The organism is Amycolatopsis australiensis (assembly GCF_900119165.1).
Taxonomy (GTDB): domain Bacteria; phylum Actinomycetota; class Actinomycetes; order Mycobacteriales; family Pseudonocardiaceae; genus Amycolatopsis; species Amycolatopsis australiensis.
The window spans coordinates 969622-996207 of record NZ_FPJG01000006.1 but is presented as its reverse complement, the minus strand read 5'-3'; the positions used below and the strand labels follow the sequence as shown (position 1 = coordinate 996207).

The following is a 26586-nucleotide window of genomic DNA, read 5'->3' as shown; positions in this document are numbered from 1 at the left end:
CCAGACCTCTCGGGATACGTCAAGACTCGGCTCGAACCGATTTCGTTCGTCTGTGACGCGTTCAGGGGTGTCCTTGCCGCATGCCAGCGGACGCGGCCAAGTACACTGGAAGGTAGCGAGCGTCCGCTCGGGCGAGACGAGGAGAAACAACGCCGGTGACCGAGAACAAGAGCGAGTACAACGCGTCGTCGATCACGGTGCTCGAAGGCCTCGAAGCGGTCCGCAAGCGCCCCGGCATGTACATCGGGTCCACCGGTGAACGCGGCCTGCACCACCTGGTCCAGGAGGTCGTCGACAACTCGGTCGACGAGGCGATGGCCGGGTACGCCACCAAGGTCGAGGTTACCCTCCTCGCCGACGGGGGGGTGCGCGTCGTCGACGACGGCCGCGGCATCCCGGTCGAGATGCACCCCAAGGAGCAGAAGCCGACGATCGAGGTCGTCCTCACCGTGCTCCACGCGGGCGGCAAGTTCGACAGCGACTCCTACGCGGTGTCCGGCGGCCTGCACGGCGTCGGTGTCTCCGTGGTGAACGCCCTGTCGACGAGGCTGCTCGCCGAGGTCAAGCGCGGCGGCCGCAGCTGGCGCCAGGAGTACACGAACCAGGTGCCGGGCCCGCTGGAGGACCTCGGCCCGACGTCGGAGACCGGCACCACGATCACCTTCTGGGCCGACCCGGACATCTTCGAGACGACGACGTACAACTTCGAGACCATCTCGCGCCGGCTCCAGGAGATGGCGTTCCTCAACAAGGGCCTGACACTGTCGCTGCGCGACGAGCGCGTCGCCGACGAAGAGACCGAAGCGGACGCCGAGGGCAAGGTCGCGCGGGTCAAGGAGAAGACCTACTGCTACCCGGGCGGGCTCGAGGACTTCGTCAAGCACATCAACGGCAGCAAGGACCCGATCCACCCCAGCGTCATCTCCTTCGACGCCAAGGGCACCGGCCTCGAGGTCGAGGTCGCGATGCAGTGGAACAACGGCTTCACGCCGTCGGTCTACACGTTCGCCAACACGATCAACACCCACGAGGGCGGCACCCACGAAGAGGGCTTCCGCGCCGCGCTGACCCGCGTCGTCAACGCATACGCGCGCGAGAAGAAGCTGCTCAAGGAGAAGGACGCCAACCTGACCGGTGACGACGTGCGCGAGGGCCTCGCCGCGATCGTCTCGATCAAGCTGTCCGAGCCGCAGTTCGAGGGCCAGACGAAGACCAAGCTGGGCAACAGCGAGGCCAAGACGTTCGTGCAGCAGACGTCGAACGAGTGGCTGGCGGACTGGTTCGAGCGCAACCCCACCGAGGCGAAGACGATCATCAACAAGTCGATCTCCTCGGCGCAGGCGCGGATGGCCGCGCGCAAGGCGCGTGACCTGGTCCGCCGCAAGGGCGCGCTGGACATCGGCGGCCTGCCCGGCAAGCTGAAGGACTGCCGCTCCACCAACCCGGAGGAGTGCGAGCTCTACATCGTCGAGGGTGACTCGGCAGGCGGCTCCGCCAAGGAGGGCCGCGACTCGCGCTACCAGGCGATCCTGCCGATCCGCGGCAAGATCATCAACGTCGAGAAGGCCCGCATCGACCGCGTCCTCAAGAACACCGAGGTCCAGTCGCTGATCACCGCGCTCGGCACCGGTATCCACGACGAGTTCGACCTGTCGAAGCTGCGCTACCACAAGATCGTGCTGATGGCCGACGCCGACGTCGACGGCCAGCACATCACCACGCTGCTGCTCACCCTGCTGTTCCGGTTCATGACCCCGCTGATCGAGCACGGCCACGTCTTCCTGTCGCGGCCGCCGCTGTACAAGATCAAGTGGCCGCGGATGGAGCCGGAGTACGCCTACTCCGACCGCGAGCGCGACGCCGTCATCCAGGCGGGGGTCGAGGCGGGCAAGAAGCTGCCGAAGGACGACGCGATCCAGCGCTACAAGGGTCTCGGCGAGATGAACGCCGAGGAGCTGTGGGAGACCACGATGGACCCGGCGAACCGGCTGCTGGGCCGGGTCACGATGGACGACGCGGCCCAGGCGGACGAGCTGTTCTCCGTCCTGATGGGCGAGGACGTCGAGGCCCGCCGCTCGTTCATCACGCGCAACGCGAAGGACGTGCGCTTCCTGGACGTGTGAGCGTCCCCGCCCCTTGTCCCGCTAGGACTCCTCACTCGAGAAGGACCAGATGACGGAAACCCTGCCGCCGGCTCCGGAGAACGACCGGATCGAACCGGTCGACATCCAGCAGGAGATGCAGCGCTCCTACATCGACTACGCGATGAGCGTGATCGTGTCGCGGGCGCTGCCGGACGTGCGTGACGGCCTCAAGCCGGTCGCGCGCCGGATCCTGTACTCGATGTTCGACTCCGGCTTCCGGCCGGACCGCGGGTACAACAAGTGCTCCCGCGTCGTCGGCGACGTCATGGGCAACTACCACCCGCACGGCGACTCGGCGATCTACGACGCGCTGGTGCGGCTCGCCCAGCCGTGGTCGATGCGGTACCCGCTGATCGACGGGCAGGGCAACTTCGGCTCGCCGGGCAACGACCCGGCGGCGGCCATGCGGTACACCGAGTCCCGGCTCGCGCCGCTGGCCATGCAGATGCTGGCCGACATCGAAGAAGACACCGTCGACTTCTCCGACAACTACGACGGCCGCACGCAGGAGCCCGACGTCCTGCCGTCGCGCTTCCCGAACCTGCTGGTCAACGGCGGTTCCGGGATCGCGGTCGGGATGGCGACCAACATCCCGCCGCACAACCTGCGCGAGGTCTCCGAGGGCGTCGTCTGGGCGCTGGAGAACCCGGACGCGACCGACGACGAGCTGCTGGCCGCCCTGCTGGTGCGGATCAAGGGCCCGGACTTCCCGACCAAGGCGATGATCCTGGGCACCTCCGGCATCGAGGACGCCTACCGCACCGGCCGCGGGTCGGTCCGGATGCGCGCGGTCGTCGAGGTCGAGGAGGACGCGAAGGGCCGCACGATCCTCGTCGTGTCCGAGCTGCCGTACCAGGTCAACCCGGACAACCTCGTCGAGAACATCGCGAACCTCGTCCGCGACGGCAAGCTCACCGGCATCTCGGACATCGCGGACGAGTCCAACAGCCGTTCCGGCATGCGGATCGTCGTCACGATCAAGCGGGACGCGGTCGCGAAGGTCGTGCTGAACAACCTGTTCAAGCACACCCAGCTGCAGCAGAACTTCGGTGTCAACATGCTGGCGCTGGTCGACGGCGTGCCGCGCACGCTGCGGCTCGACCAGATGATCCGCCACTACGTGAAGCACCAGATGGACGTCATCGTCCGGCGGACGCGGTACCGGCTGAAGAAGGCCGAGGAACGGGCCCACATCCTGCGTGGGTACGTCAAGGCGCTCGACGCGCTCGACGAGGTCATCGCGCTGATCCGGCGCTCGCCGTCCGCGGACGAAGCCCGGCCGGCCCTGATGGAGCTGCTGGACGTCGACGAGATCCAGGCCACCGCGATCCTGGACATGCAGCTGCGGCGCCTGGCGGCTCTCGAGCGGCAGAAGATCATCGACGACCTGGCCAAGATCGAGGCCGAGATCGCCGACCTGCAGGACATCCTGGAGAAGCCGGAGCGGCAGCGGAGCATCATCCGCGACGAGCTGATGGCGATCGTCGACAAGTACGGCGACGACCGGCGCACCCAGATCATCCCGTTCGACGGCGACGTCTCGGTCGAGGACCTCATCGCGGTCGAGGACGTGGTCGTCACCATCACCCGCACGGGGTACGCCAAGCGAACGAAAACCGACCTGTACCGCTCGCAGAAGCGCGGCGGCAAGGGCGTGCAGGGCGCGACGCTGAAGCAGGACGACATCGTCCAGCACTTCTTCGTCTGCTCGACGCACGACTGGATCCTGTTCTTCACGAACAAGGGCCGCGTCTACCGGACGAAGGCGTACGACCTGCCGGAGGCCAACCGCAACGCGCGCGGCCAGCACGTGGCGAACCTCATGGCGTTCCAGCCGGACGAGCAGATCGCCCAGGTCATCGAGATCAAGAACTACGAGGTCGCGCCGTACCTGGTGCTCGCCACCAAGCGCGGCCTGGTGAAGAAGACGAAGCTCACCGACTTCGACTCGAACCGGGCAGGCGGCCTCATCGCCATCAACCTGCGCGAAGGCGACGAACTGGTCGGCGCCGTGCTGGCCGGCCCCGAGGACGACCTGCTGCTGGTGTCCGCGGAGGGCCAGTCCATCCGCTTCCACGCGACCGACGAGGCGCTGCGGCCGATGGGCCGTCCCACTTCCGGGGTACTCGGGATGCGGTTCAACGACGGCGACGAGCTGCTCGGCATCAGCGTGGTCAAGCCGGACAAGTTCCTGCTGGTCGCAACCGACGGCGGCTACGCCAAGCGGACGGCGATCGAGGACTACCCGGTGCAAGGCCGCGGCGGCAAGGGCGTGCTCACCATTCAGCACGACCGGAAACGTGGCAGGCTGGTGGGTGCGCTCATCGTCGACGCCGAGGACGAGCTCTACGCGATCACCTCGAGCGGCGGCGTGATCCGCACGCCGGCGGGCGACGTGCGCAAGGCAGGGCGGCAGACGAAGGGAGTCCGGCTGATGAACCTCGGCGAAGGCACCACCCTTCTCGCGGTCGCACGCAACGCGGACGAGCCCTCGGACGTCGCCAATGGTGACGCCGCTGAAGCGGGTGACGAAACGACGGCCTCGCCGGAGCAGTAAGTTTGCTCTCCGACGGCGGCCCCACGGCACGGGTAAGGACTGACTCTTCGTGACACCATCCGAGAATCCCGAGGCAGCGGGTTCGAACGGGACGCCGGCGAGCCCGCCCTGGCAGCGGGTCGACAAGGAAGGCGACTCCGAAGCGACGGTCAAACTGGCCACGGAGGACGCCCAGCCACCATCCGGCGAAAACCCGGAGCAGCGCCCGGTGGTGACGGGAAGCGCGGCCCCCCGCCTCTTCGGCGGCGCCGGGGACACGCCCCCGGGAGGCGAGACGGCCGTCCCACCGGCCGCCACCCAGCGGGCCCGCCCGAGCGCGCTGCGCCGCCCGGGCCGCGGCCCGCGCCGGGCGTCGCTGCAGGTGAAGCGGTTCGACCCGTGGTCGGTGCTGAAGCTGTCGCTGGTACTGGGCGTGGCGATGTTCTTCGTCTGGCTGGTGGCGGTCGGAGTGCTGTACACGGTGCTGGACGGCATGGGCGTCTGGGACAAGCTGAACGGCACGTACTCGTCCCTGGTCGGCGGCGAGGGCGCGAACGCGTCCTCGGAACCCCTGATCAGCGCGGGCCGGGTGTTCGGCATCGCGGCCATCCTCGGCGCGATCAACATCGTCCTGGTGTCGGCGTTGGCCACGGTCAGCGCGTTCATCTACAACGTGTCGGCCGACCTCGCGGGAGGCTTGGAGGTCACGCTGTCGGAGCGAGAGTAACCCGGTTGCAGGGCCCCTCCGGGGGTCCTGTACAGTTCTCCTCGTTCAAGGGCCTATAGCTCAGGCGGTTAGAGCGCTTCGCTGATAACGAAGAGGTCCCAGGTTCAAGTCCTGGTAGGCCCACCCGGTTGACCCGGTCATGTGCAGTGAAAACCCTGCACTTGACCGGGTGTTTTTTTGTCTCTGGGGGCCGAGCCCCCAGACCCCCACGGTGCGGCTGGTCCCCGACCCAGCGTGGTTGCGTGCCGACGAGAGTCGCGCCGTCTTGATTTCCGCGGACCCGGAATCTGGCTCCTGGATACAGGTCAGCCCTGCCGGGAAGAGAAGAGCCGGCAGGGCTGAGTTCGCGGTCGGTGCGCGCCACGGTCGCCTCTCGGCGAAAGGCGCATCGCGGCTCCAGCCGGACGGAACTCCGCGAAGGCAAGTGGTTGAGGCCCGGGGGACACGGTGGGCGCACCGACCAGTGGGTACAACAGGACCACCCGGTCCGGTATTTCCCGCTGCGTGTGAACTGCGTTACCGGCGGGCTCGCGGTTCCACGTGGAACCAACCGCCCGACGGTGCCCGGGGCCTGTGCAGTAACATCACGGGGTAAGGGAAGCAAGCTGAGAAGGGGGCTTCGGTGAAGAAGCTGCTGGCACTCGCGGTCATCGCGGGCGGCGTCCTGTTCGTGGTCAAGCGCAACAAGGCGGCGAAGGCCGAAGCCGACCTCTGGCGCGAGGCGACCGCGCCGGTCCCCTCCACCAACGGCACGACCCCGGCCAAGCCGGCGGGCGCGTCCCACAACTGATCTTCATCGCGGGCACACGCCCGCACCCGGGGCTGTAGCTCAATTGGTAGAGCACCGCCTTTGCAAGGCGGGGGTCAGGGGTTCGATTCCCCTCAGCTCCACAGAACTCCCGGTCCTCACTCGGCCAGGAAGCCGATCACCGCGTCCCGGCCCGCGTGGCCGCGCTCGCGGTTCTGGATCGAATGGGACTCGCCCGGCACGATCACCAGCTTTCCCTTCGGCGCCTGGGCCGCTTCCTGCCGCGCCCATTCCAGCGGTGTCGACAAGTCGCGGTCGCCGTTCAGCAGCAGTACCGGGACGTCCGGCAGGCGCGACGCCGGGTTCGAGCCCACGCGTTCCACCGGCCACGGCAGGCAGCTCTGGATGAAGCCCTGCTGCGTCGCGACCTCCGTTGTGTACGGCCAAGTCGCCGACGGCGGCAGCGTCCGCGCGGCCAGCGACAGCAACGGCTGCCGCAGCGACATCGGGGTTTCCGAGCTGCCCCATGGGAAGCGCTGGTCCGCGCACAACGTCGCCGCGTGCAGGCCCGCGCTGAAGCTCTCCGGCGCGACGTCTTCCGTCGTGTAATCCGCCACCAGCTGGTCGAACCGGGCCGGTGCGCCGCCGCGGGCCTCGTGGAGTGCGCCGAGCACGTCTCCGGCTGCCGGTGCCCGGTACGTCGGGTCCGCGAATTCGTACGCGACGATCGCGTCGAAAATCTTTACGCCCTCGGCCGCGCTGCGGTGGCGGACCACCCAGGCGAGGTCTTCCGCGGGGTCGTAGCCGCACGCCGGGGGCGCTGCGCAAGCCGCCCTCAGTACGCGGGACTCCGCCGTCAAACCCGTCAGGTACAGCGATGCGGACGAGGTCGCGTGGTGCGGCAGCACCGAGTCGAGGACCACCTTGCGGACGCGGTCCGGGTGCGCGATCGCGTACCGCGCCGCCGTGAACGAGCCGTACGAGACGCCGTCGACCACCATCTTCGGCACGCCCAGCGCCTGGCGGAGGTCGTCGAAATCCGCGACGCTCTGGTCCGTCGAATACAACGGCGCCGTCCGGCCCAGGATGCGCGCGCACTCGGTGACCGCGTCGCGCGCCGGCGTCGCGATGTCCGAACTGCCCATCTGCGCCTGCAGGCCCGGGCACCGCAGTGCGCCCGCGCCGGTGCCGCGCTGGTCGAGCATGACGAACCGGTAGTCCTTCGCGACTTCCGGCAGCCGTTTCGTCGCGATCCGCGTGATGGTCCCGACGCCGCCCTGGCCGGGGCCGCCGGTGAGGAACAGCAGCACGCCCTTCGGCGCCGTCACGTTGTCCGCCGTCGCGACCGGCAGGTCCAGCGTGCCCGGCACGCGGCCGGTGTGGTCCAGCGGCACGGTCAGCGTCGAGCACGTGAAACCCGGTTGTCCCGGGCACGGGTGCGGATCCGCCAGCTTCGGTCGTCCCCCAGGACGCGCGTCGGCCGCGGCCACACCCCCGAGTGCGGCAGTCAGCGCCAGGACCAGCCCGGCGGTCAGCAGTTTCGAGCGCATGATCCATCATGCGCACAGCCGCCCGCGCCCGGCATACCCCCGATCAGGGCCAAAGGCGTTCGCGAATCCACCCGGCATCGGACTTGCGGTACCGCAGCCGGACGTGCCGGCGGTCGTGACTGGCCTGCCAGAACTCGACGACGTCCGGGTCGACGAGGTAGCGCGTCCACGTTTCCGGTGCCACGTCAGGGTTTTCCGCCACCCAGCGCTCCGCTTCCGCGGCCGCCGCGGCGAGGTCCGCCGGGTCGTGCAGCACTTGCGACTGGTGGCCGATGAACGCCTCGACGCGCGAAGCAGGCGGACGAGCCAGGAAGTCCTCGGCCGACACCTCGGCCGACGCGGGGGACACCGGGCCACGCAACCGGACCTGACGGCCGCGTCCCGGCCAGAAGAACGTCAACGCGGCACGCGGGTCCTTCCGCAGCTGCAGCCCCTTCGGGCTTTCCGAGCTGGTGGCGACCGCCCAGCCGGCCGGGCCGACGTCCTTGAGGATCACCACGCGCGCGTCGGGCGCGCCATCGGCGTCCACAGTGGACAGCGTGACCGCGTGTGGGGCCAGCACGTGCTCGCCGGCTTCGGTCAGCCACTCCACGAACAATGCCTGCGGCTCCGCCGGCGCCGTTCCGGGCGTGAACACGGGCAGTTCTTCGGGAAACGAGGGCCATCCGCGCAACGCGACCATGTCAGCAACCGTACGGCCCCTGCTGCGGCGGGTGTCCCGGCGGTGGGTAGATCGGCGGCTGCGGACCGGCCGGGCCGGCGTACGGCGGTGGCGGCACCGGCGGCGCGGCCATCGGCGGCTGCTGCCACTGTGCCTGCTGGTAAACCTCCGCGGGGTGCGGGAAGCAGAACGTCAGCTTGGCCCGGATCGCCCCGTGCATCGCGGCGCCCCAGAATTTCCCGCCGGTGAACGCGTACGTCTGGCCCGCCGAGAGGTCGACCGCGACCATCCGCGTCTCGCCGCCGAACTGGTTGCTCGTCTTCGCCGACGCGGCCTGCGCGGCGTCCGGGTACACGCGCCGGCCGACGAGCCCGGCGATGACGACCGACGCCGCCGTCAAGCCCATGGTGCCGACCAGGTTGGCGCGCGCGTGCTGGGTGGCGCGGGCGGTGAAGTCGTACAGCGCCGCCGCTGTGACCTCGGGGACGGCCGCGGCGATGACGCAGTAGTTCATCGTCGACATCATCACCGACTCGGTGAACAGCCCGACCGGGCAGGCCGCGGGCCCGATCTGCACGGTGTTCAGCCGGCCGCCGGAACGCTGGATGCGCTCGGCCACCACGCCGAGGTACTGCTCGGGGGTAAGCACGACGTCATGGTCGCACGCCCGCGCGGCACGGCGAGTTCAGCCAGCGGTTTTCACACATGCTTCATGGTTGACTGTGCGCGCTATGCGACGACTCGTACTTCTCGCGCCCGCCGTGGCCCTGCTGGCCGGCTGTGGCCCCTCGACCGTGCCCGGGACCGCGACCCCCAGCCCGCCGTCGACGTCGACCGCGACGGCCGCGGGCACGGCCCTGCCGCCGGACCCGCAGCCGGGCGCCACCGAGGACTGCCCGTACCTCGACAGCGAGTTCGTGGCCGACTCGAACGGCCAGCACGTCTCGAAGGTGCGCGTCTCGGCCGACAAGCCGCACCCGGCCTGCTTCTTCTACCGCCCGGACGGGAAGGTCCAGCTGACCGTCCGGGTGTACGTCGGGGACCCGAAGACGGCAACGGCCCTGGTCAACAAGGCGGCGCCGGTCGACACGTCCAACCCCGCGAGCGACCCGGCGGGCTGGAAGGGCGGCTACCAGTCGACCGGCGACGGGGCCGTTTATGCCGTCTCGAAAGGGGGAACCGCGGTCATCGCGACCACCAACCAGAAGCAGAGCGTGAAGGCACGCACAGTGGTGAAGAAGGCTATCGCTGCCCTGAAGCTCTAGGTAGTGGGCTCCACACGGGTGAGTGATGTTGATCTTGTATTACCCTGTGCGTCACGCGCAGGCTTCGTGGACTCGCGCACCGCAGCCATCGGGGGATCCCCACCCCGGGGCCGGGCACCAAATCTGCAACGACAAAGGACAAGATTCGTGGCTGACACCCTCAAGGAAATCCTGCTCGACTCCAGCCGTCGCCCGGCTGTCGTTTCCGACTTCGAGAGCCTCGTGGACGCGGAGGTCTCCGACAAGGGCGGCGTTTCGGGTGCCGTCGTGAAGACCGGCTTCGCCGCCGTCAAGAAGATCAAGCCGGGCATCATCCCCGCCGCGGTCGACACGCTGCTGGACGACTTCGCCAACGCGCTCGAGCCGTTCTACGGCGACTACCGCGCCAAGGGCGGCAACGACTTCGGCGCCTACCTGAGCAGCCGCTCGGACGAGGCCGCCGACGCGCTGCTGAGCGTCACCGACGCGCGCGCGGAGCGCAGCAGCCGCGACAGCATCAAGAAGGTGTACTCGAAGCTGCGTCCGAACGGCAAGAAGAACGTCGAGGAGGCGCTGCCCCGCCTCGGCCAGCTGATCGACAAGCACGCCGCCAACGCCTGATCAGCACGCCGGCACGACTGAAGAGGCCCCTCGGGTGCACGCCCGAGGGGCCTCTTCGCGCCGCGGTCAGTTCTTCTTCTCGGCGGGAGCCGGGGACGGCGCCTTGCCGTTGGCCTGCGGGGCAGGCTTCGCCGCTTCGGCCGGCTTCGGCGCGGGCGGGGTCGCCTTCGGCGGCGCGGGCGCGACCGGCGGCTCCTGCTTCGAACGGAGCACGTAGGCGGCGCCGGCGCCGACCACGAGCAGGCCCAGCAGCCACGGCCACTTGCGACGGCTGCGCGTGCCCTTCGCGGCGGCCTTCGCCTCGACGACAGCGGCGTAGAAGTCCTTCTTCGCCGCCTTGAAGTCCTTCTTGCCGCGGCGCTTCGACTGCCCGGCCGCCTTCGCGGCCTTGATGGCGGCCTTCTTCGCCTTGCGACCCGGCTTGCGCAGCTCGGAAAGCCGGGCGAGGGCCTCCTCGCGGGCGGCCTTCGAGCTCTTCTTGAGCTCCTTGCGGGTGAGCTCGGTCTTCTTCGCGAGCTGCTTCTGCGCGCGCCGGCCCTGCTTGACACCCTCGGAGACGAGTTTGTCGGCGGTCTCGGCGGCCTGGGCTGTCGCCCGGGACATGGGCTTCACCTCATCATTCGTTTTGACACTGCTCTGTTACCCGTAACCTATCGTGCCCCTTTTTTGCGCCGCCCGCTGCAGATGGCACGATGAACCGCGTGAAAGCTACGCTGCACACCAATCAGGGTGACATCCACCTGAACCTGCTCCCGGACCACGCGCCGAAGACGGTCGCGAACTTCGTCGGGCTCGCGGAGGGCACCAAGGAGTACACCCAGCCGAACGCGGCGGGCACGACCTCCGGCCCGTTCTACGACGGTTCGATCTTCCACCGGGTCATCGACGGCTTCATGATCCAGGGTGGCGACCCGACCGGCACCGGCCGCGGCGGCCCCGGCTACAAGTTCGGCGACGAGTTCCACCCGGAGCTGCAGTTCAGCAAGCCGTACCTGCTGGCCATGGCGAACGCCGGGCCGGGCACGAACGGCTCGCAGTTCTTCATCACCGTCGCGCCGACCACCCACCTGAACTTCCGGCACACGATCTTCGGCGAGGTGGCCGACCAGGAGTCGCGCAACGTCGTCGACACGATCGCCCGCACGGCGACCGGCCCGGCGGACCGCCCGCTGGCCGACGTCGTGATCGAGAAGGTCACCATCGAGCACTGACGGCTCGCGGCGCCGGGTTTCGGTAGGTTGGTCTCATCGTGAACCAACCGCCGAACCCCGCCGCCGAACAAGCCGCGCTCCCCGGGTGCTGGTGGCACCCGAACCGCCCGACCGGACTGAGCTGTTCCCGGTGCGGGCGTCCGGCCTGCCCGGACTGCCTCCGCGAGGCCCCCGTCGGCTTCCAGTGCACCGACTGCGTCCACGCCGGCGGCCAGCAGCAACGCCGTCAGCACCGCGGTTACCAGGAAGCCGGCTTCGGCGTGCGCACGATCGCCGGGGCCCGGCCGTCGCGGTCGATCCTGGCCACCCAGGTCATCCTCGCGGTCAACGTCCTGGTCTTCCTCGTCACCGTCCTGCAGGCCAGGAGCCTGAACGACAACCAGGTCTCCGATGTCTTCCAGCTCGGCGTCCTGTGGGGCCAGGCGACGCTCGGCGCCGGCGAGTGGTGGCGCCTGTTCACCTCGGGTTTCCTGCACTACGGGCCCATCCACATCGCGGTCAACATGTTCTCGCTGTGGATGATGGGCCGCGCCCTGGAGCAGGTCTTCGGGAAGATCCGCTTCCTCACGCTGTACTTCGTCTCGATGCTCGGCGCGTCCACGGCCGTGCTGCTGTTCGACAACCTCGACGGCGGCACCGCGGGTGCCTCCGGCGCGTTGTTCGGCCTGATGGGCGCCTACGCGGTCATCGTGCTGAAGCTGCGGCTCAACCCGACCGGGCTGATCGTCACGCTCGCGCTGAACGCGTTCATCACCTTCGGCGTCGCGAACATCTCCATCCTCGGCCACGTCGGCGGCCTGGTCACCGGCGCGCTGGTGACCGTGGCGATGCTCTACGCGCCGCAGGTCCGCCAGGCGCAGTGGCAGGCGGCCGGGGTCGCCATCCTCGTCGTCGCGATGATCGGGCTGCTGGTCTACAAGGACACGCAGGTGGCGGCCCAGACGTGCCAGTTCGTCCAGTACCGCGGGCAGGAGCTCTACAGCTGCGGCTAGCTCCGCGCGCGCAGCGTGCTGAGCACGTCCAGCACGTCGCGGGGATCCTCGCCGAGTTCGAGCCACCCGAAGACGTACAGCTGGTCGTCGTGCTCGATCTCGAGCGTGACGCCGTCGCGGCCCAGCCGGCGGGTGGTGCGCAGCCGGGCGCGGGTCTGCGCCCACGGGAGCCGCCGGGGACCGCGCAATGTGCGGGCGACCAAGCCGTCCGGGCCGGCGGCCAGCCGGGGCCGGACGAGTGTCGAGTGGGCCGCGAACGCGCCCACCGCCAGTGTCGCCAACGCGAACAGCACGAGCCCGCCGTGGTCGCCGGTCACCGCGTCGGTGACCACGCCGGCCAGCAGCAACGCGGTGACGACCCAGGCCGATACCACAAGGGCCGGACGCGGTGCCCACGAGGTGGGGTAGTTATCCACAGGGGTTATCCACACTGGGGATGAGTCACACCGGTGTAATTCGACGTCAAGCCGCCGTTCGGAGTAATCGTCAGCGCCAGCGCATCGTCATGAGCAGACCGGCGATCATCAGCGCGAACCCGCCGGCGAAATTCCAGTTGCCCAGGTCGGCCATCCAGGAGATCTTGTCCCCGGCGATGTAGTTCACCAGCAGCCAGACCAGGCCCAGGAGCATCAACCCGAACATGGGGATCTTCCAGGCGAGGCCGGTGGGGCCGGCCGCCCGCACCTTCACCGGCGTGCGCCGGTCGGCAGGCGGGGTGTAAGCCGTCTTCTTGCGGACCTTGGACTTGGGCATCGTGTGTTCCTCGCGGTGCTCTACGGGCTCGTCTGGTGGCGATGTCCCGCTCGGGGTGCGCAACCAGCGCCACGTGCACACGTTAACGTAAACGACCGCAGGAAAGCAGCGGCCGGGAGTGGTTGGATTTCCCGTACCGTGACGTCGGGGTCACCAAGTGTTCGACGCGGCTTGAGAGGAGCTTGCGTGGCTACGCGCGAAGGACCGGATGACGACCGGCGCAGACACCCCGGACAGCGGCCGATGCCCCCGCGCCGTCCCGCCACGCCCCCGCGCGGCCAGCTGCCGCCCCGCCCGGCCCCCGGCCAGCCGCCCCGCCAGCCCGCCGGCCAGCCGCCGCGGCGTCCGCCGGGCCCGGCGCCCCGCCGCTACACCAGCCCGCCCCCGCCGCCGGGCGCGAACGAGGAGACCGTCGTGTTCTCCCCGGTCGGGAAGGGCGGGACCGCGACCAAGGAGAAGCCGGCCCCGTCGCCGCTGGGCAAGGGCGGCGTCGCGATCCGGACCGCCGGCGAAATCCTCATCACGCTCGGCCTGGTCGTGCTGCTGTTCATGGTCTACGAGCTGTACGTGACCGACCTGTTCTCCGCGGGCAAGCAGTCCGAGGCGAGCGACCAGCTCGACGGCGAATGGGCGCACGACCGGACGCTGCACCCCGAGCTGGTCGACGGCAAGGCGTTCGCCCGCATCCACATCCCCAGCTTCGGCGTCGACTACAACTTCACCATCCAGGAGGGCACCGACGACGCCTCCCTGGAGGTCGGCCCCGGCCACTACAAGGGCACGGCGCTGCCCGGCGAACCCGGCAACTTCGCCGTGGCCGGCCACCGCGTCGGCAAGGGTGCCCCGTTCAACGACCTGGACAACCTCTCCTCCTGTGACCAGATCGTGATCGAGACCTCGACCGACTTCTACATCTACAAGGTCCTGCCCTACGACGACGAGATCAAGGACTGGGCGGGTGGCAAGGGCGCCGACCCGAAGTGCAAGGGCGTTTCGACGCTGCGCGACCCCAACGCCGAGGACGGCGGCGCCTACAACAAGACGTTCGGCCGCAAGGTCGTGCTGCCCAGCGAGGGCACCGCGGTGAACCCGGTCCCGTACAAGGACGCGGACGTGCTCCCGAAGGCCCAGCAGGCGGCGCTGCTCACGCTCACCACGTGCCACCCGCAGTTCTCCGCCCGCGAGCGGCTGATCATCACGTCGGTGCTGACCCAGCAGGTACCCAAGAACCAGGTCAAGGACTACGGCGACCTGCTGTCGAAGATCGGGGAGGCCTGATGTACGCGTGGATCTGGCGCAAGCTGCCGGGCCCGTTCGCGGCGAAGCTGACGCTGGCCGTGATCCTCGTGCTCGGCGTCGTGGCGCTGCTGATGTTCGTGGTGTTCCCGTGGCTGGAGCCACGGCTGTGGTTCAACGAGGTCGCGGTCAACTGAGGCTCCGGCGCACCGGGGTGCGCCGGAGGCCCGTCAGCAGTCCCGCAGCTCCGGGCTCTGGTTGAGCAGCTGGCCGCGCGGGGAGACGAACGCGCGGTAGCGATCACCGTCCACTTCGGACCGGCGGAACACCGCGACCCGGTGGCAGTTCTGGAACGCCAGCTTGACGCCGAAGTGGCGCTCGAGGCCGCCGCGGATCGCGTCCGAGGCCAGCGCGCGCAGCAGCTGGCCGCGGGCCGCCTCGCTCGGCGGCGGTGTCTCGTTGTCCGCGAAGCCGTCGGCCGCCGCTTCGGCGTCCGCGATCACTCCGGTGATGACTTCCCAGGCGTACGGCAGGGATTCCTTGACGCAGGTGACGAACTCGGCGTCGGTGACCTCCCCGCGCTCGGCCTTCTCCAGCAACGCGGGTGACACGTCCAGGGACATCGAACCTCCAGTTTGAGCAGGGCCACCTCCCTGGCTACCGGCCGGGTGGCCCCGCCACAAGAGAAAACGATGATCATCACCACTTTGGCGGATCACTCCCAGCGGAAGAGCTTCGCCGCCAGCGCCGTCCCGATCACCGCGAAGGCGGCCAGCACGACCAGCTGCAGCGGCTGCACGCCGGTGCCGACCCAGGCGTCCTGCAGCGGCTGTGTGCCCGGCGGGACGTAGTCGCCGATCCGGCGCAGGACCTCCGGCAGCAGCGGCCGCGGCAGGTACACGCCGCCGAGGAACATCGTCGGCACGAACGCGACCAGCGCGAACCCGCCCGCGGCCTTGGCCGTCCTGGCGAGCGCCGCCGCCAGCAGGCCGAGCGAGAACATCGAGACCGTGCCGAGCAGCAGCGTCACCAGGAACACCAGCGGATGCTTCGGCAGCGGGACGTCGTAGACCGCGTTGGCCAGGCCCAGCACCAGGCCGATGCCCGCCAGCGCGAGCACGACGTGGATCAGCAGCTGCGCGCCGAGCAGGTTCGCCGGGTGCACCGGCGTCGTGGCCAGCCGGCGCAGCACACCCTGCTCGCGGTAGGTCGCCACCGCGCCGGGAATCGACTGCAGGGCCAGCATCGCGAGGCTGACGACAAGCACCGAGGGCACCCAGGCGTCGATGAACCGGTACCCGCCGGCGGCCGGGCTGGGCTTCGTCATGCCCGGGATCGCGCCGACCGCCAGCAGCACCGCGGCCGGCAGCAGGAGGCCCGCGATCACCATGAACGGCGTGCGCAGGAACAGTTTCGTTTCGGTGGCGGTGATCTTGGCGAAGGTGTTCACCGGGTGCTCCTCGTCAGCGAGACGAACGCGTCGTCCAAAGTGGAGGCGCCGGCGGCGGCGCGGAGCTCGTCCGGGGTGCCGGTCGCGACCACGCGGCCGGCGTCGAAGACCGCCACGCGGTCGCAAAGCCGCTCGGCTTCGGCCATGAAGTGGGTGACCAGCAGGACCGTGACACCGGCATCGCGGACGCCTTCGACCAGCCGCCACGTCTCACGGCGGGCGTGCGGGTCGAGCCCGGTGGTCAGCTCGTCGAGGATGGCCAGCTCGGGGTTGCCCACCAGCGCGAGCGCGATCGACACGCGCTGCTTCTGGCCGCCGGAGAGCTTCCCGAACGCGCTGCGGGCGTGGGCGCGGAGATCGAGCCGGTCGAGGAGGACGTCGACGTCGGCCGGGTCCGGGTAGAACGAGGCGAACAGCTCGATCGCCTCACGCACCCGCAGCTTCGCGGGCAGCCGGCTTTCCTGCAGCTGCACGCCGACGCGGCGGGTGAGCGCGGCCCGGTCCGTCACGGGGTCGAGGCCGAGCACGGAGATCGTGCCGCCGTCGGGCCGGCGCAGGCCCAGGAGGCATTCGACGGTGGTGGTCTTGCCGGCGCCGTTCGTGCCGAGGACGCCGAAGATTTCGCCGCGCTCGACGGTGAAGGAGACGCCGTCGACCGCGACCCGGGCGCCGTAGCGCTTCCGGAGGCCGGTGACTTCGAGGAGAGGCATGGCTTCGACGCTACGAACGCGTGGCCGCGCGCGGTATGACGCTGAATCCCCAGCTCAAGTAGGGTTTTGCTGACGCCGGGGTGGGGCTGGGCCCACCCCGTTCGTGGGGCTTCGGGCACTGCGCGCGCGGGCGCGGATCGGCGACGATCACGGGGGAAGGAGGTGGCCGGATGACGTACCCGCGTGCCATCGGGCGGGCCTTGGCGCTGGCCGGGCTGGCGCTGCTGAGCTGGGTCGACGTGCTGGTCGAGCTGGTCGCGTTCGCGCTGCTGTGCGTCGGCCTCGTCTTCTTCCTCGGCCCCGCGATCGAGTGGGCCCGGCACCGCTCGGCGACGGCCAGGGTGCTGGCCGCGCGCTGGTGTGACGTCGAGGTGGAAGCGCCGTATCGGCCGCCGCCGCCGGACCCGGTGCGGGAGCGCGACGGCTGGTACCGCGACGGCAACCAGCTCTACAAGCGCGCGTTCTGGATTCGCTGGAACCGCCGCTTCACCTGGGTGATGGAGGACCCGGCGTCCGGGCGCGAGCTGCTGTGGCAGCTGCTGAACCCGCTGGTCACGCTCGTGCTGCCGGTCGCGGTGCTGCTCGGCGGCCCGCGGGCGCTGCGCGGTCACGGCCGGTGGACGCGCTGGTGGCTCGGCCGGCGGCCGGCCCCGGTACCCGGCCGGGGATGGTGGCTGCACCGGCGCCTCGAGTCGCTGGGCCACCAGATCGGCATCCTCGCGCTGGCCGTGGTGATGCTGTTCTTCTCGCTGTGGCAGCTGGTCGTGGTCGCCGGGGCGCTGCCGGTCGCGGCGCCGGTGATCCTGTGGAGCCGGTCCATCACCGACACGCTGCGCCGCGAGGCAGGCAACTGGACCGGCGTGCGGATCGCCCGGCCGTACCTGCCGCCGCCCGGCCTGCCCGTGCCCCGCCCGGACGGGCTCTACCAGGTCGGCAAGCAGCTGTACGAGGAACCGTTCTGGCCGGTCCAGCACGCGCGCACCCGGTGGGTCCTGCGCGACCGGGCCACCTGGCGAGACATGGTGGGCGCCGCGCTGATCTCGCTCGTTTCGCTGGTCCTGGTACTGCCCGCGGTCGTGTTGATCGGCCGGGGCGTCGTCGGTCTCATGACGTTGTGGGTGTGGCGGCCGTTCGCGTCGTCGCCGGTGACGTGGTGGCCGTTCCCCGAGGTCTCGACGCACCTCGGCGCGCTCGCGCAGACACCGGTCGCGGTCGCGTTGGTCGTCGCCGGGGTTGCGCCGGCGACGTGGCTGGCTCGGCAGCAGGCCCGCTTCGCGCGGGTATGGCTCGGGCCGACGGAGTCGACGAGGCTCGCCCAGCGCGTCGAACGGCTGAAGCAGACCCGCAGCGACGTCACGGTGACGCAGGCCGCGGAGCTGCGGCGGATCGAACGCGACCTGCACGACGGGATCCAGTCGCGGCTGGTCGCGATGGGGATGAAGCTCGGCGCGGTCGAGGCGCTCGTGGACACCGATCCGGCGGCGGCGAAGCGGCTCGCGGCCGAGTTGCGCGCGGCTTCGGCGGAGGCGCTCACCGAGCTGCGGGTGCTCGTGCGCGGCATCCACCCGCCGGTCCTGTCCGAGCGCGGGCTGCTCGACGCCGTGCGCGCGCTGGCCCTCGACAGCCCGCTGAAAACGCAGGTCACCGGCTCGCTGCCGGGACGGATCGAGGAGCCGGTGGAGGCGTGCGCGTACTTCGCGGTGTCCGAGCTGCTGGGCAACGCGGCGAAGCACGGCGCGGGACGCGCGTCGATCGAACTCGGGTTCGCCGACGACCTCCTGACGGTCGTGGTCACCGACGACGGCACGGGCGGCGCCGACCCGGCTCGCGGCTCGGGGTTGCGCGGGATCGAGCGCCGGCTGGGCGGGTTCGACGGTAGGTTGACGCTGACCAGCCCACTCGGCGGCCCGACGAAGGCGACCTTGGAGATCCCGTGTCAGATCGGCCGAAAACCGTCGTCGCCGAAGACCAGTACCTCCTCCGAGACGGCCTGACGCACCTGCTGCAGGCCCACGGATTCGACGTCGTCGCGGCGGTCGGCAGCGGGCCCGAACTGGCCGCGGCACTGCGCGCACACCGGCCGGACGTGTCCATTGTGGACGTCCGGATGCCGCCGACGAACACCGACGAGGGCCTGCAGGTCGCACTGGCCGCCCGGCGGGAGATCCCCGGCTTGCCGATCCTGGTGCTGTCCCAGCACGTCGAGCAGCTGTACGCGCGTGAGCTGCTGGCGGACGGCACCGGCGCGATCGGCTATCTCCTGAAGGACCGGGTCTTCAACGCCGGCCAGTTCGTCGACGCGGTCCGCCGGGTCGCCGACGGCGGCACGGTCATGGACCCCGAGGTGATCGCGAAACTGGTGGCGGGCAACGCTTCCGACCCGCTGGTCGCCTTGACCCCGCGCGAGCGTGAAGTTCTCGGGCTGATGGCGGAAGGCTGCTCGAACGCGGCGATCGCGGCCCGCCTGCACTTCAGCGAAGGCGCGGTCGGCAAGCACACCGCGAACATCTTCGCCAAGCTGGGCATCACGGCTTCGGACGACACGAACCGCCGGGTGCTCGCGGTCCTCGCCTACCTCGGCGCGAGCTGAGTCAGTCCTGCCCGGCGCTGTCGAGGATCGTGCTGAGCAGCCCGGGATAGCGTTCTTCGAGTTCCTCGCGGCGCAGCGACAGCAGGTTTTCGCGGCCGGACGGCTGTTGCCGGATGACGCCGGCGTCCCGCAGCACGCGCCAGTGGTGCGTCAGCGTCGACTTCGACAGCTGGCCGCCCAGGTGGACGCCCACCGCGCCGCACGTCAGCTCGCCGTCCTCGGCGAGGATCCGCGCGATGCGCAGCCGGATCGGGTTGCCCAGTGCGGAGAGGATGTTCTCCACCCGGAGCTGATCGAGCGCGGGGTGCTGAGCGATCACCCCGCCAGTGTGCCACAGTTCGCGAACTCTCAAACAGTCTTGTCCGTGCGATCGGTTCGATTGTACGTTTATTTTCGTACAGTCGAACTGGAGGGATCCCGGATGTCTTCGCCTCACCGGCTCCGCTGGAGCCTCGCGCTGCTCGCGCTGGCCCAGCTGATCTTCTCGCTGGACCTGAACATCGTCTTCGTCGCGCTCCCGGAGATCGGCGCGGACCTCGGCTTCTCCGGCCAGACCCAGCAGTGGGTGGTCAGCGCGTACGCCGTGTTCGCCGGCGGTTTCCTGCTACTCGGCGGCCGCGCCGCGGACCTGCTCGGCCGGCGCCGGATGTTCGTGCTGGCCCTGACGATCTACGCGGTGTCCTCGCTCGCGGGCGGGCTCGCCGGCAGCCCGGCCGTCATCGTGGTCGCCCGTGCCGTGCAGGGCATCGGCGGCGCGTTGCTGCTGCCGTCGACGTTGTCGCTGATCAGCACCCTGTTCGAGGAGGGACCGCGGCGCAACCGGGCGCTGGCCGTGTGGGGTGGAGCCGGCGCGAGCGGCCTCACCGTCGGCGCGCTGCTCGGCGGGGTCCTCACCCAGGCGTTCGGCTGGTCGGCGGTCTTCTTCGTCAACGTGCCGCTGGCGGGGCTCGTCGCCGTGGCCGCGCTGGCCGTGATCCCGCGAGACGAGCGCGAAGCGGGCACGCGCCGGTTCGACCTGCCGGGCGCGCTGACCGCCACCGGTGGCACGACCCTGCTGGTGTTCGTGCTGGTCCAGGGGCCGGAACTGGGCTGGACCGCCCCGGCGGTCCTCGTGGCCGCAGTGTTCGCGGTCGCGCTGCTGACGGCGTTCGTCGTGGTCGAAGTCCGCGGCGCCGACCCGCTGATGCCGCCGCGGCTGCTGCGCAACCGCAGTCTCGCGGCCGGGGTCGCGATCACGTTCGTCTACATGGCGACTTTCGGCGCGCTGCCGTACTTCCTGACCGTGCTCCTGCAGACCGTGCACGGCTTCAGCGCGCTGGCGACCGGGCTGGCGTTCCTGGTGCCGTCCGTCGCCATCGCCACCGGGACGCAGCTCGGGGAGCGGCTCACCACGCGGCTCGGCCCGCGCCGCGCGCTCGTCACCGGGTTCGTGCTCGGCGTGGCAGGCACCGCCGTCCTGGCGTTCGGGTTCGACGCCGGCCGCGGGTACCTCGCGCTGGTGCCCGGCCTGGTCGTCTCCGGGGTGGGCCAGGGCATCACCTGGACGGCGATGTGGATCGCCGCGGCGGCCGGGGTCGGGGCCAGGGAACAGGGTGTGGCCTCGGGGCTGGCCACCACGACGTTGAACGTCGGCAACGCGGTGGGCCTCGCCGTCCTCGTCGCGGTGGCCAACGGAACTGGCGCGGGCGGCGGACGCGCGGCCGTGCTCCTCACCGCGGCGGGGATGCTCGCGGGACTGCTGCTCACGCGGGCGGTGCCGCGCGCGGTGCGCGAGCCGGTGCCTGCCTAGAAAGCTGGTCCGCGGCGGCCACCCCGGCCAACCCGGGAGTGGCCGCCACGGCGTCGGGAAACTCAGCCGCGCGAGACGCGGGTCATCTCCTCGCGCTCCACGACCTTGATCCGCTCCCGGCCGGCCGCCAGCCCCAGCGCCTTCTCGTGCGCGTCGAGCTTGCCCCAGCCTTCCCAGGTCGTGAACGGGATGCCGCGCGCGGCGAGGAAGTCGAGGATCGCGTCCGGCGAGGTGAACTTGGGCGGGGCGAGCGTGTCCGCGTCGGCCAGCAGGCTCGCGATCGTCTCCGCCGCGTCGCCCTTCGTGTGGCCGATCAGGCCGACCGGGCCGCGCTTGATCCAGCCCGTCACGTAGACGCCGGGGAGCTGGTTCTCGTCCAGGTCCAGCACCCGGCCGGCCTGGTTCGGGACGACCCCGCGCCCGTGGTCGAACGGGATCTCCGGCAGGTGCGACGACAGGTAGCCCACCGCGCGGTACACCGCCTGGACGTCCCAGTCGTGGAACTCGCCGGTGCCGCGCACGGTGCCGTCGCCGGTCAGCTCGGTCCGTTCGGTGCGCAGGCCGGTCACCCGGCCGCCTTCGCCGAGCACCTCCGACGGCGAGTGGAAGAAGTGCAGGTGCAGCCGCCGCGGCCGGGTGCCGGGCTCGCGGATCGCCCACTCCTGGAGGGTCTTCACGACCATGTCGATCTGCTTCGACGCCCGCAGCGCGGCGATGCTGCCGTCGTCGAACTCGATGTCCTCGGGGTAGACGATGACCTCGACGTTCGGCGAGTGGTCCAGCTCCCGCAGCTCCAGCGGCGTGAACTTCGCCTGTGCTGGGCCGCGGCGGCCGAACACGTGCACGTCCGTCACCGGGCTGGCCTTCAGGCCCTGGTAGACGTTGTCCGGGATGTCGGTGGTCAGCAGCTCGTCGGCCGTCTTCGCGAGGATCCGCGCCACGTCGAGCGCGACGTTGCCCACGCCGAGCACCGCGACCGAAGAAGCGTTCAGCGGCCAGGTGCGCGGCACGTCCGGGTGGCCGTCGTACCAGGAGACGAAGTCGGCGGCGCCGTAGCTGCCGTCGAGGTCGATGCCCGGGATGTCGAGCGCACGGTCGGCGGAGGCGCCGGTCGAGAAGATCACCGCGTCGTAGAACTCGCGCAGCTCGTCGAGCTTGATGTCGGTGCCGTAGTCGACGTTGCCCAGCAGCCGGATGTTCGGCTTGTCCAGCACCTTGTGGAGTGCCGTCACGATGCCCTTGATCCGCGGGTGGTCGGGCGCGACGCCGTAGCGGATCAACCCGAACGGCGCCGGCATGCGCTCGAAGAGGTCGATCCGCACGTCGGCGTCGGACTTGTCCAGGATGTCGGCGGCGTAGATCCCGGCGGGACCGGCACCGACCACGGCTACGCGAAGAGAACGGCTCACCAGACCCACGGTAAGTTAGGATGACCTAACCTAAAATGTGATTTGGCGTACGGTCCACGGAGTGGGAGCCGGTAAGCTCGGCGCCATGCGCGTTCTCGTCGTCGACAACTACGACAGCTTCGTCTACAACCTGGTCCAGTACCTGGCCCAGCTCGGCGCCGACTGCACGGTCTGGCGCAACGACGTCGTGGACCTCGACCGCGTGCCCGAATTCGACGCCGTGCTCGTCTCGCCCGGCCCCGGGACGCCCGAACGCGCAGGTCAGAGCATGGACGTCATCCGCAAGTGCGCCGAGACGCGCACCCCGATGCTCGGCGTCTGCCTCGGCCACCAGGCCCTCGGCGTCGTCTACGGCGCAACCGTCGACCGCGCGCCCGAGCTGCTCCACGGCAAGACGAGCCAGGTGCGCCACGCCGGCATCGGCGTCCTCAAGGACCTGCCGGAGGAGTTCACCGCCACGCGCTACCACTCGCTGACCGTGGTCCCCGACACGATCCCGGACGACGTCTTCGAGGTCACCGGCCGCACCGAATCCGGCATCGTGATGGGCATGCGCCACCGCGAGCTGCCGCTGGAAGGCGTCCAGTTCCACCCGGAGTCCGTGCTCACCGAAGGCGGCCACCGGATGCTGGCGAACTGGATGGCCGCGGCAGGCCACCCCGTCGACCCGGCCCGCGTGAACGAGCTCGAGCGCGCGACCAAGGCGCTCCAGAAGGCCGCTGTTGCGTGATCCGGCTCGAGGGGGTCGGCAAGCGCTACGGACGTGGTGACTTCGTCCTCCGCGACGTCGACCTGACCATCGAGCCCGGGCACGTCGTCGGCGTCCTCGGCAGCAACGGCTCCGGCAAGTCGACGCTGCTGCGGATCATGGCCGGCGTCTCGCACGCGACCACCGGAGTGGTGACGGGCAACCCGCGGATCGGGTACCTGCCCGACCGCTTCCCGGCCGGCCAGCGCATGGGCGCGCGGGCCTACCTGCGGCACATGGCGCGCGTCCGCGGGCTCACCGACCTGTCGATGATCGACCCGCTGCTCGAACGGCTGGCGCTGGTCGGCGGCCCGGCCGCGCCGTTGCGGACGCTGTCCAAGGGCAACGCGCAGAAGGTCGGCCTCGCGCAGGCCGTCATGGTGCGGCCCGACCTGCTGATCCTCGACGAGCCGTGGTCCGGGCTCGACGTCGGCACGCACGCGATCCTCGGCGAGCTCGTCGCCGAAACGCGGGCGCGCGGGGCGAGCGTCGTGTTCACCGACCACCGGCCGCAGGTGGTGCACGACCACGCCGACGTCGTCCACCTCATGCACGACGGACGGCTGACGGCCGAGAGCGCCGAGCCGACGACCCGGATCGTGCTGCGCGGCCACGGCACCGGCTGGGCGGGCGAGCCCGGCGTGCGGCACGCCGTCACCGAGGGCGCGCAGGTGGTGCTCACCGTCGAGGTCGGGTGCGTCGACGCCGTGCTGTTGCGGTCGCTCAAGGACGGCTGGTCGGTGCGAGAGGTGGCGCCGTGCTCGCCCTGACGCGGTACTACCTGGCACTGCTCGGCCACTCGCAGCGGTACCTGCCGGCTCTGCTGGCGTACCTGGCGCTGTGCGTGATCCTCTACGCCGACCCGCACTCGCCGCCGTTGCCGCTGTTCGGCGTGAGCGCCGGCGGGCTGCTGGTCGTGTCGTGCTGGCTGACGATCGCGTTGCTCGACATCGAGGACCCGGTGCAGCGGCTGGTCACCCTGAGCCACGCCCGGCAGTGGCGGCGAATGATCGTCGGTGCGATCCTCACCGTGTTCGCCTGCTCGGTGGTCCTCACCGTGCTCACCGAGGTCTGGTCGGCCGTCAAGTCGGTCAGGTTCCAGCCGTCGGCGCTGGGGGTCGGGCTGCTCGCCCATCTGGCGTGCGCGCTGCTGGGCATCGCGATCGCGCTCCCGTGCTCGCGGCTGCTGGTGTCGCGGATCGGCTGGACGGTGCTCGCCGCGGTGATCGCGCTGTTCGTGGTGCTGCTGGCGAAGATCCCGCTGGTCCACCCGCTGCTGCACGCCCTGACCGACGACGAACCGGTCGCGGGACCGCTGGTCCTCGCGGTCGTGACGTCGGCGGTGATGCTGGTGACCAGCTCCCTTGTCGTGACGCGGCTTGCCCAGCGACGCACCTGAGCGCTGATCTTGGCGCAATTGCTGAGAACAATTGCTATCAGAGCCTTCCCGTTTCCTGGGGCGCAGGGTTACTCTGTTTGGCCGCGTCGGTGAGACGCGGGTGAGGGGGTTGCGAGTGTCGTCCGGAACTATCGAAGTCTCGGTGTCGGAGCCTGACGAGCTGAGGAGGCTTGGGGCGTGGCTGCGGGATGAAGAGCCGCTTCGTGGTCGGGTCAAGTTCTCGGTTCGGTCTCCGTTGCCTGGCCAGATGGGCGGTGTGCTTGAGTCCGTGGTCGTCATCGCGACCAGCAGCACAGCACCGGCCTTATGCACCGCCTTGTTCGGCTGGCTGAAGCATCGCCGAGACGCGGCAAAGGTAGATCTGAAGATCACGAACGCCGCAGGTAAGGAACTGACACTCAGATGCGGATCCGCAGACGACGCCACTGAGTTGCTGGAGTCGATGCGGGACTTCCTCGGCGAAGGAGCCTGAACCGGGGTGTGTGCGCTTCCCGTTGCCCAGCTCTCTCGAGTCATTCTCATCGGGACCGGAGAGTTCCAGTCCGATGAGCTACCCGATCTGCCGGCCGTCCACCATAACCTCGCCGACCTGAGGGGTGCGCTTACTGATCAGGCATCGGGCATCGTCAGCTGGGCGCAGTGCACGGTCGTCGATACTCCAGACTCTCCGAAGAGCCTTCTGGCCAGACTGCGGAAGGCAGCTCAACAAGCCGAAGACTTGCTACTGGTCTATTACTCCGGGCACGGCATTCGCCACCAGCACAAGGACAAGCTCTACCTGAGTACGAGAGAGACCGACCCCGACGAACTCGATGCCACGGCGGTGGCGTTCGAGGTAGTCAGGGAAATCATCGAGGACAGCCCTGCCCGGACCCGCGTGCTGATTTTGGACTGTTGCTACTCCGGGATGGCTATCGGGGCGATGTCCGGAACCGGGGTAGACGCGCGTGACCTCGAGGTGAGCGGGACGACTGTAATCGCCTCCTCGCCGCGAAACTCCATCTCACATTCGCCGCCGGACGAGCGGAACACGGCGTTTACCACCGAGTTGCTTTCGCTCCTGACGCGTGGGGTTCCGCTTCCTGGCGAGCAACTGGACGTCAGCCGGCTGATTCGTTCGCTGAGAGCGGCGATGGCAAGACGCGGGCTTCCGCAGCCACAGACTCAAACCGGCAATACGAGCGGCAGTCTCCTGCTCCGGCGCGAACCGGAGCCAGTGCCGCCGGAGCCGGTGCCGCTTGAGCAGCCGGTCGATCACTTGGATGCACCGACGGTGCAGAGACATCCCGTCTCGCCGCCGTCTGGGCCACTGCTCTCCACCGACCCGCCGCAGCGTCGGGTCGCGCGGATATCAGGTCAGTATTTCGTCACTCCGCAGCCGCAGCCGCAGCCGCAGCCGCAGCCGCAGCCGCAGCCGCAGCCGCAGCCGCAGCCGCAGCCGGCCGCAGTATCGTCGGACCGAGGAAAGATCTTTACCCGCTGGGCTCTGGGCGCCGTTGGGGCGACGTCGCTGTGGGCAGGCTTCTATGCCGGCACCAGCATGGGTGTGCCGGGGGTCGTTGGTGAGATCTTCGGTGAGGTCCCACCCGGGCACACATCCGCCGACCTGCCGTTTGGTCTGGCCATGCTCGCGGTTGGCGCAATCTGCGGGTTTTTCGTCCGCAGGCGGATGAGAAAACTCCGGGTAGCAAAACCCGTCCGGCTCGCGGACGTGTTCCCGGTGTGGGGCGAGGGGCTGGCCAAGGTCCGCCTGGCCTCATTGGTGGTCATCCTCGTTGCTTCGCTGATCTTCGGTGCGGCGATGATCGCTGCATGGAGCACAGGTTTTGCCACTTCGGGCACGACCACCGCAGTGACGAGCAACGTGGCCTCAGGTGCATGGGGCGTATTCCTGTTCACGATGTTCGCCGGCGCGAGCGCCTACAAGCTCTTCCGCGTGTACCGCCCCGCCCAGTCGGATGACGACTCCGCGGTCCAAGCCGCGTGAGTGCAAATTGCCGTTTGCAATTTACGTGACGGCCTTCCGGGGGGTGCGCGCGGCCGACTAAGGTTCGGGTCCTGGCGGGGT

At 69.8% G+C, this 26586-nt stretch carries 29 protein-coding genes and 2 tRNA genes; 20 read left to right on the top strand and 11 right to left on the bottom strand.

All coding sequences use genetic code 11. From position 1 onward, the window contains the following. Positions 1–155 precede the first annotated feature (155 nt). The 6 genes from gyrB to BT341_RS05990 all read left to right on the top strand — a co-directional run bounded on the left by gyrB (position 156) and on the right by BT341_RS05990 (position 6298). Complete coding sequence (gyrB, locus tag BT341_RS06010; RefSeq protein WP_072475322.1) at positions 156–2123, top strand: DNA topoisomerase (ATP-hydrolyzing) subunit B; 1968 nt, start codon at positions 156–158, stop codon at positions 2121–2123. 49 nt (positions 2124–2172) lie between these two features. Beyond that, on the top strand, positions 2173–4701 hold the full coding sequence (gyrA, locus tag BT341_RS06005; RefSeq protein WP_072475321.1) for a DNA gyrase subunit A: 2529 nt from the start codon (positions 2173–2175) through the stop codon (positions 4699–4701). A 49-nt stretch (positions 4702–4750) separates the two neighbouring features. Beyond that, a complete protein-coding gene (locus tag BT341_RS06000; protein ID WP_072475320.1) occupies positions 4751–5407 on the top strand; it encodes a DUF3566 domain-containing protein in 657 nt (218 codons plus the stop codon). A 49-nt stretch (positions 5408–5456) separates the two neighbouring features. Then, positions 5457–5530 (top strand) — tRNA-Ile (locus BT341_RS05995). Positions 5531–6029: 499 nt separating this feature from the next. Further along, positions 6030–6197 (top strand): DLW-39 family protein, encoded by a 168-nt coding sequence (locus BT341_RS44130; protein ID WP_003100602.1) that lies wholly within the window; start codon positions 6030–6032, stop codon positions 6195–6197. 28 nt (positions 6198–6225) lie between these two features. Beyond that, positions 6226–6298: transfer RNA gene (locus BT341_RS05990), tRNA-Ala, on the top strand. A 15-nt stretch (positions 6299–6313) separates the two neighbouring features. Here the strand turns inward: BT341_RS05990 and BT341_RS05985 are convergent. From BT341_RS05985 to BT341_RS05975, 3 genes are read right to left on the bottom strand one after another with little or no spacing between them, the layout of a single operon-like run. Further along, entirely contained in the window at positions 6314–7705 is a 1392-nt protein-coding gene (locus BT341_RS05985; RefSeq protein ID WP_072475319.1) for an alpha/beta fold hydrolase, read from the bottom strand. A gap of 43 nt (positions 7706–7748) precedes the next feature. Then, positions 7749–8387, bottom strand: coding sequence for a pyridoxine/pyridoxamine 5'-phosphate oxidase (locus BT341_RS05980; protein WP_072475318.1), 639 nt, complete (start codon positions 8385–8387; stop codon positions 7749–7751). A gap of 1 nt (position 8388) precedes the next feature. Beyond that, positions 8389–9015, bottom strand: a complete 627-nt coding sequence (locus BT341_RS05975) for a hypothetical protein (protein WP_072475317.1) — start codon at positions 9013–9015, stop codon at positions 8389–8391. Positions 9016–9097: 82 nt separating this feature from the next. Between BT341_RS05975 and BT341_RS05970 the strand changes: the two genes are divergently transcribed. After that, positions 9098–9631: a DUF2020 domain-containing protein gene (locus BT341_RS05970; protein ID WP_177328749.1), complete on the top strand. Its 534-nt coding sequence runs from the start codon at positions 9098–9100 to the stop codon at positions 9629–9631. 147 nt (positions 9632–9778) lie between these two features. Then, a complete protein-coding gene (locus BT341_RS05965) occupies positions 9779–10231 on the top strand; it encodes a DUF6918 family protein (RefSeq protein WP_072475315.1) in 453 nt (150 codons plus the stop codon). A gap of 66 nt (positions 10232–10297) precedes the next feature. Here the strand turns inward: BT341_RS05965 and BT341_RS05960 are convergent, their stop codons facing one another. Next, a complete protein-coding gene (locus BT341_RS05960) occupies positions 10298–10834 on the bottom strand; it encodes a hypothetical protein (protein ID WP_072475314.1) in 537 nt (178 codons plus the stop codon). Between the two features lie 89 nt (positions 10835–10923). Between BT341_RS05960 and BT341_RS05955 the strand changes: the two genes are divergently transcribed. Next, on the top strand, positions 10924–11442 hold the full coding sequence (locus BT341_RS05955; RefSeq protein ID WP_072475313.1) for a peptidylprolyl isomerase: 519 nt from the start codon (positions 10924–10926) through the stop codon (positions 11440–11442). Between the two features lie 38 nt (positions 11443–11480). Beyond that, complete coding sequence (locus BT341_RS05950) at positions 11481–12434, top strand: rhomboid family intramembrane serine protease (RefSeq protein ID WP_072475312.1); 954 nt, start codon at positions 11481–11483, stop codon at positions 12432–12434. On the opposite strand, the gene BT341_RS05945 is transcribed toward BT341_RS05950, so the two are convergent. Together BT341_RS05945 and crgA are read right to left on the bottom strand one after the other, a co-directional pair. Beyond that, complete coding sequence (locus BT341_RS05945) at positions 12431–12850, bottom strand: PH domain-containing protein (protein WP_072475311.1); 420 nt, start codon at positions 12848–12850, stop codon at positions 12431–12433. The two genes, BT341_RS05950 and BT341_RS05945, sit on opposite strands and share 4 nt — an antisense overlap. A gap of 70 nt (positions 12851–12920) precedes the next feature. Beyond that, on the bottom strand, positions 12921–13187 hold the full coding sequence (gene crgA, locus BT341_RS05940; protein ID WP_043787021.1) for a cell division protein CrgA: 267 nt from the start codon (positions 13185–13187) through the stop codon (positions 12921–12923). A 243-nt stretch (positions 13188–13430) separates the two neighbouring features. Here crgA and BT341_RS05935 point away from each other — a divergent pair, with 243 nt between their 5' ends. Together BT341_RS05935 and BT341_RS44125 are read left to right on the top strand one after the other, a co-directional pair. Then, positions 13431–14465 carry a class E sortase gene (locus BT341_RS05935; RefSeq protein ID WP_072475310.1) on the top strand — a complete coding sequence of 345 codons (1035 nt, stop codon included), beginning with the start codon at positions 13431–13433 and terminating at the stop codon, positions 14463–14465. Further along, positions 14465–14620 (top strand): hypothetical protein, encoded by a 156-nt coding sequence (locus BT341_RS44125; RefSeq protein WP_143168487.1) that lies wholly within the window; start codon positions 14465–14467, stop codon positions 14618–14620. The genes BT341_RS05935 and BT341_RS44125 overlap by 1 nt, the downstream gene beginning before the upstream one ends. A gap of 33 nt (positions 14621–14653) precedes the next feature. On the opposite strand, the gene BT341_RS05930 is transcribed toward BT341_RS44125, so the two are convergent. The 3 genes from BT341_RS05930 to BT341_RS05920 form a co-directional block, all read right to left on the bottom strand. Next, positions 14654–15046 carry an SCO5389 family protein gene (locus BT341_RS05930; RefSeq protein WP_072475309.1) on the bottom strand — a complete coding sequence of 131 codons (393 nt, stop codon included), beginning with the start codon at positions 15044–15046 and terminating at the stop codon, positions 14654–14656. Positions 15047–15138: 92 nt separating this feature from the next. Next, positions 15139–15873, bottom strand: coding sequence for an ABC transporter permease (locus BT341_RS05925; RefSeq protein ID WP_072475308.1), 735 nt, complete (start codon positions 15871–15873; stop codon positions 15139–15141). Beyond that, positions 15870–16583: an ABC transporter ATP-binding protein gene (locus tag BT341_RS05920; protein ID WP_072475307.1), complete on the bottom strand. Its 714-nt coding sequence runs from the start codon at positions 16581–16583 to the stop codon at positions 15870–15872. Before BT341_RS05920 ends, BT341_RS05925 begins: the two co-directional genes overlap by 4 nt. A 170-nt stretch (positions 16584–16753) precedes the next feature. Between BT341_RS05920 and BT341_RS05915 the strand changes: the two genes are divergently transcribed. Further along, positions 16754–18577, top strand: a complete 1824-nt coding sequence (locus BT341_RS05915; RefSeq protein ID WP_072475306.1) for a sensor histidine kinase — start codon at positions 16754–16756, stop codon at positions 18575–18577. Beyond that, positions 18517–19173, top strand: coding sequence for a response regulator (locus BT341_RS05910; RefSeq protein WP_072475305.1), 657 nt, complete (start codon positions 18517–18519; stop codon positions 19171–19173). Before BT341_RS05915 ends, BT341_RS05910 begins: the two co-directional genes overlap by 61 nt. Position 19174: 1 nt before the next feature. Here the strand turns inward: BT341_RS05910 and BT341_RS05905 are convergent, their stop codons facing one another. Continuing rightward, entirely contained in the window at positions 19175–19492 is a 318-nt protein-coding gene (locus BT341_RS05905) for an ArsR/SmtB family transcription factor (RefSeq protein WP_072475304.1), read from the bottom strand. 102 nt (positions 19493–19594) lie between these two features. Here BT341_RS05905 and BT341_RS05900 point away from each other — a divergent pair, with 102 nt between their 5' ends. Further along, positions 19595–20962 (top strand): MFS transporter, encoded by a 1368-nt coding sequence (locus BT341_RS05900; RefSeq protein WP_177328748.1) that lies wholly within the window; start codon positions 19595–19597, stop codon positions 20960–20962. Positions 20963–21024: 62 nt separating this feature from the next. Here the strand turns inward: BT341_RS05900 and BT341_RS05895 are convergent, their stop codons facing one another. Further along, positions 21025–22371 carry an FAD-dependent oxidoreductase gene (locus BT341_RS05895; protein WP_245804893.1) on the bottom strand — a complete coding sequence of 449 codons (1347 nt, stop codon included), beginning with the start codon at positions 22369–22371 and terminating at the stop codon, positions 21025–21027. A gap of 85 nt (positions 22372–22456) precedes the next feature. Between BT341_RS05895 and BT341_RS05890 the strand changes: the two genes are divergently transcribed. The 5 genes from BT341_RS05890 (at position 22457) to BT341_RS05870 (ending at position 26505) form a co-directional block, all read left to right on the top strand. Continuing rightward, positions 22457–23101, top strand: coding sequence for an aminodeoxychorismate/anthranilate synthase component II (locus BT341_RS05890; RefSeq protein ID WP_072475302.1), 645 nt, complete (start codon positions 22457–22459; stop codon positions 23099–23101). Next, positions 23098–23889 carry an ABC transporter ATP-binding protein gene (locus BT341_RS05885; protein WP_072475301.1) on the top strand — a complete coding sequence of 264 codons (792 nt, stop codon included), beginning with the start codon at positions 23098–23100 and terminating at the stop codon, positions 23887–23889. Before BT341_RS05890 ends, BT341_RS05885 begins: the two co-directional genes overlap by 4 nt. Beyond that, positions 23877–24518, top strand: coding sequence for a hypothetical protein (locus tag BT341_RS05880; RefSeq protein WP_072475300.1), 642 nt, complete (start codon positions 23877–23879; stop codon positions 24516–24518). The genes BT341_RS05885 and BT341_RS05880 overlap by 13 nt, the downstream gene beginning before the upstream one ends. A gap of 100 nt (positions 24519–24618) precedes the next feature. Beyond that, positions 24619–24990, top strand: a complete 372-nt coding sequence (locus tag BT341_RS46280) for an effector-associated constant component EACC1 (protein ID WP_342750202.1) — start codon at positions 24619–24621, stop codon at positions 24988–24990. Between the two features lie 6 nt (positions 24991–24996). Beyond that, entirely contained in the window at positions 24997–26505 is a 1509-nt protein-coding gene (locus tag BT341_RS05870; RefSeq protein WP_072475298.1) for a caspase family protein, read from the top strand. Positions 26506–26586 lie beyond the last annotated feature (81 nt).

Bases quoted from the DNA above. Each gene is read 5' to 3' on its own strand.
- gyrA (WP_072475321.1), top strand. From the start codon at position 2,173: ATGACGGAAACCCTGCCGCCGGCTCCGGAGAACGACCGGATCGAACCG.
- BT341_RS05985 (WP_072475319.1), bottom strand. From the start codon at position 7,705: ATGCGCTCGAAACTGCTGACCGCCGGGCTGGTCCTGGCGCTGACTGCC.
- BT341_RS05980 (WP_072475318.1), bottom strand. From the start codon at position 8,387: ATGGTCGCGTTGCGCGGATGGCCCTCGTTTCCCGAAGAACTGCCCGTG.
- BT341_RS05970 (WP_177328749.1), top strand. From the start codon at position 9,098: ATGCGACGACTCGTACTTCTCGCGCCCGCCGTGGCCCTGCTGGCCGGC.
- BT341_RS05960 (WP_072475314.1), bottom strand. From the start codon at position 10,834: ATGTCCCGGGCGACAGCCCAGGCCGCCGAGACCGCCGACAAACTCGTC.
- BT341_RS05955 (WP_072475313.1), top strand. From the start codon at position 10,924: ATGAACCGCGTGAAAGCTACGCTGCACACCAATCAGGGTGACATCCAC.
- crgA (WP_043787021.1), bottom strand. From the start codon at position 13,187: ATGCCCAAGTCCAAGGTCCGCAAGAAGACGGCTTACACCCCGCCTGCC.
- BT341_RS05935 (WP_072475310.1), top strand. From the start codon at position 13,431: ATGCCCCCGCGCCGTCCCGCCACGCCCCCGCGCGGCCAGCTGCCGCCC.
- BT341_RS44125 (WP_143168487.1), top strand. From the start codon at position 14,465: ATGTACGCGTGGATCTGGCGCAAGCTGCCGGGCCCGTTCGCGGCGAAG.
- BT341_RS05930 (WP_072475309.1), bottom strand. From the start codon at position 15,046: ATGTCCCTGGACGTGTCACCCGCGTTGCTGGAGAAGGCCGAGCGCGGG.
- BT341_RS05920 (WP_072475307.1), bottom strand. From the start codon at position 16,583: ATGCCTCTCCTCGAAGTCACCGGCCTCCGGAAGCGCTACGGCGCCCGG.
- BT341_RS05915 (WP_072475306.1), top strand. From the start codon at position 16,754: ATGACGTACCCGCGTGCCATCGGGCGGGCCTTGGCGCTGGCCGGGCTG.
- BT341_RS05900 (WP_177328748.1), top strand. From the start codon at position 19,595: ATGTCTTCGCCTCACCGGCTCCGCTGGAGCCTCGCGCTGCTCGCGCTG.
- BT341_RS05890 (WP_072475302.1), top strand. From the start codon at position 22,457: ATGCGCGTTCTCGTCGTCGACAACTACGACAGCTTCGTCTACAACCTG.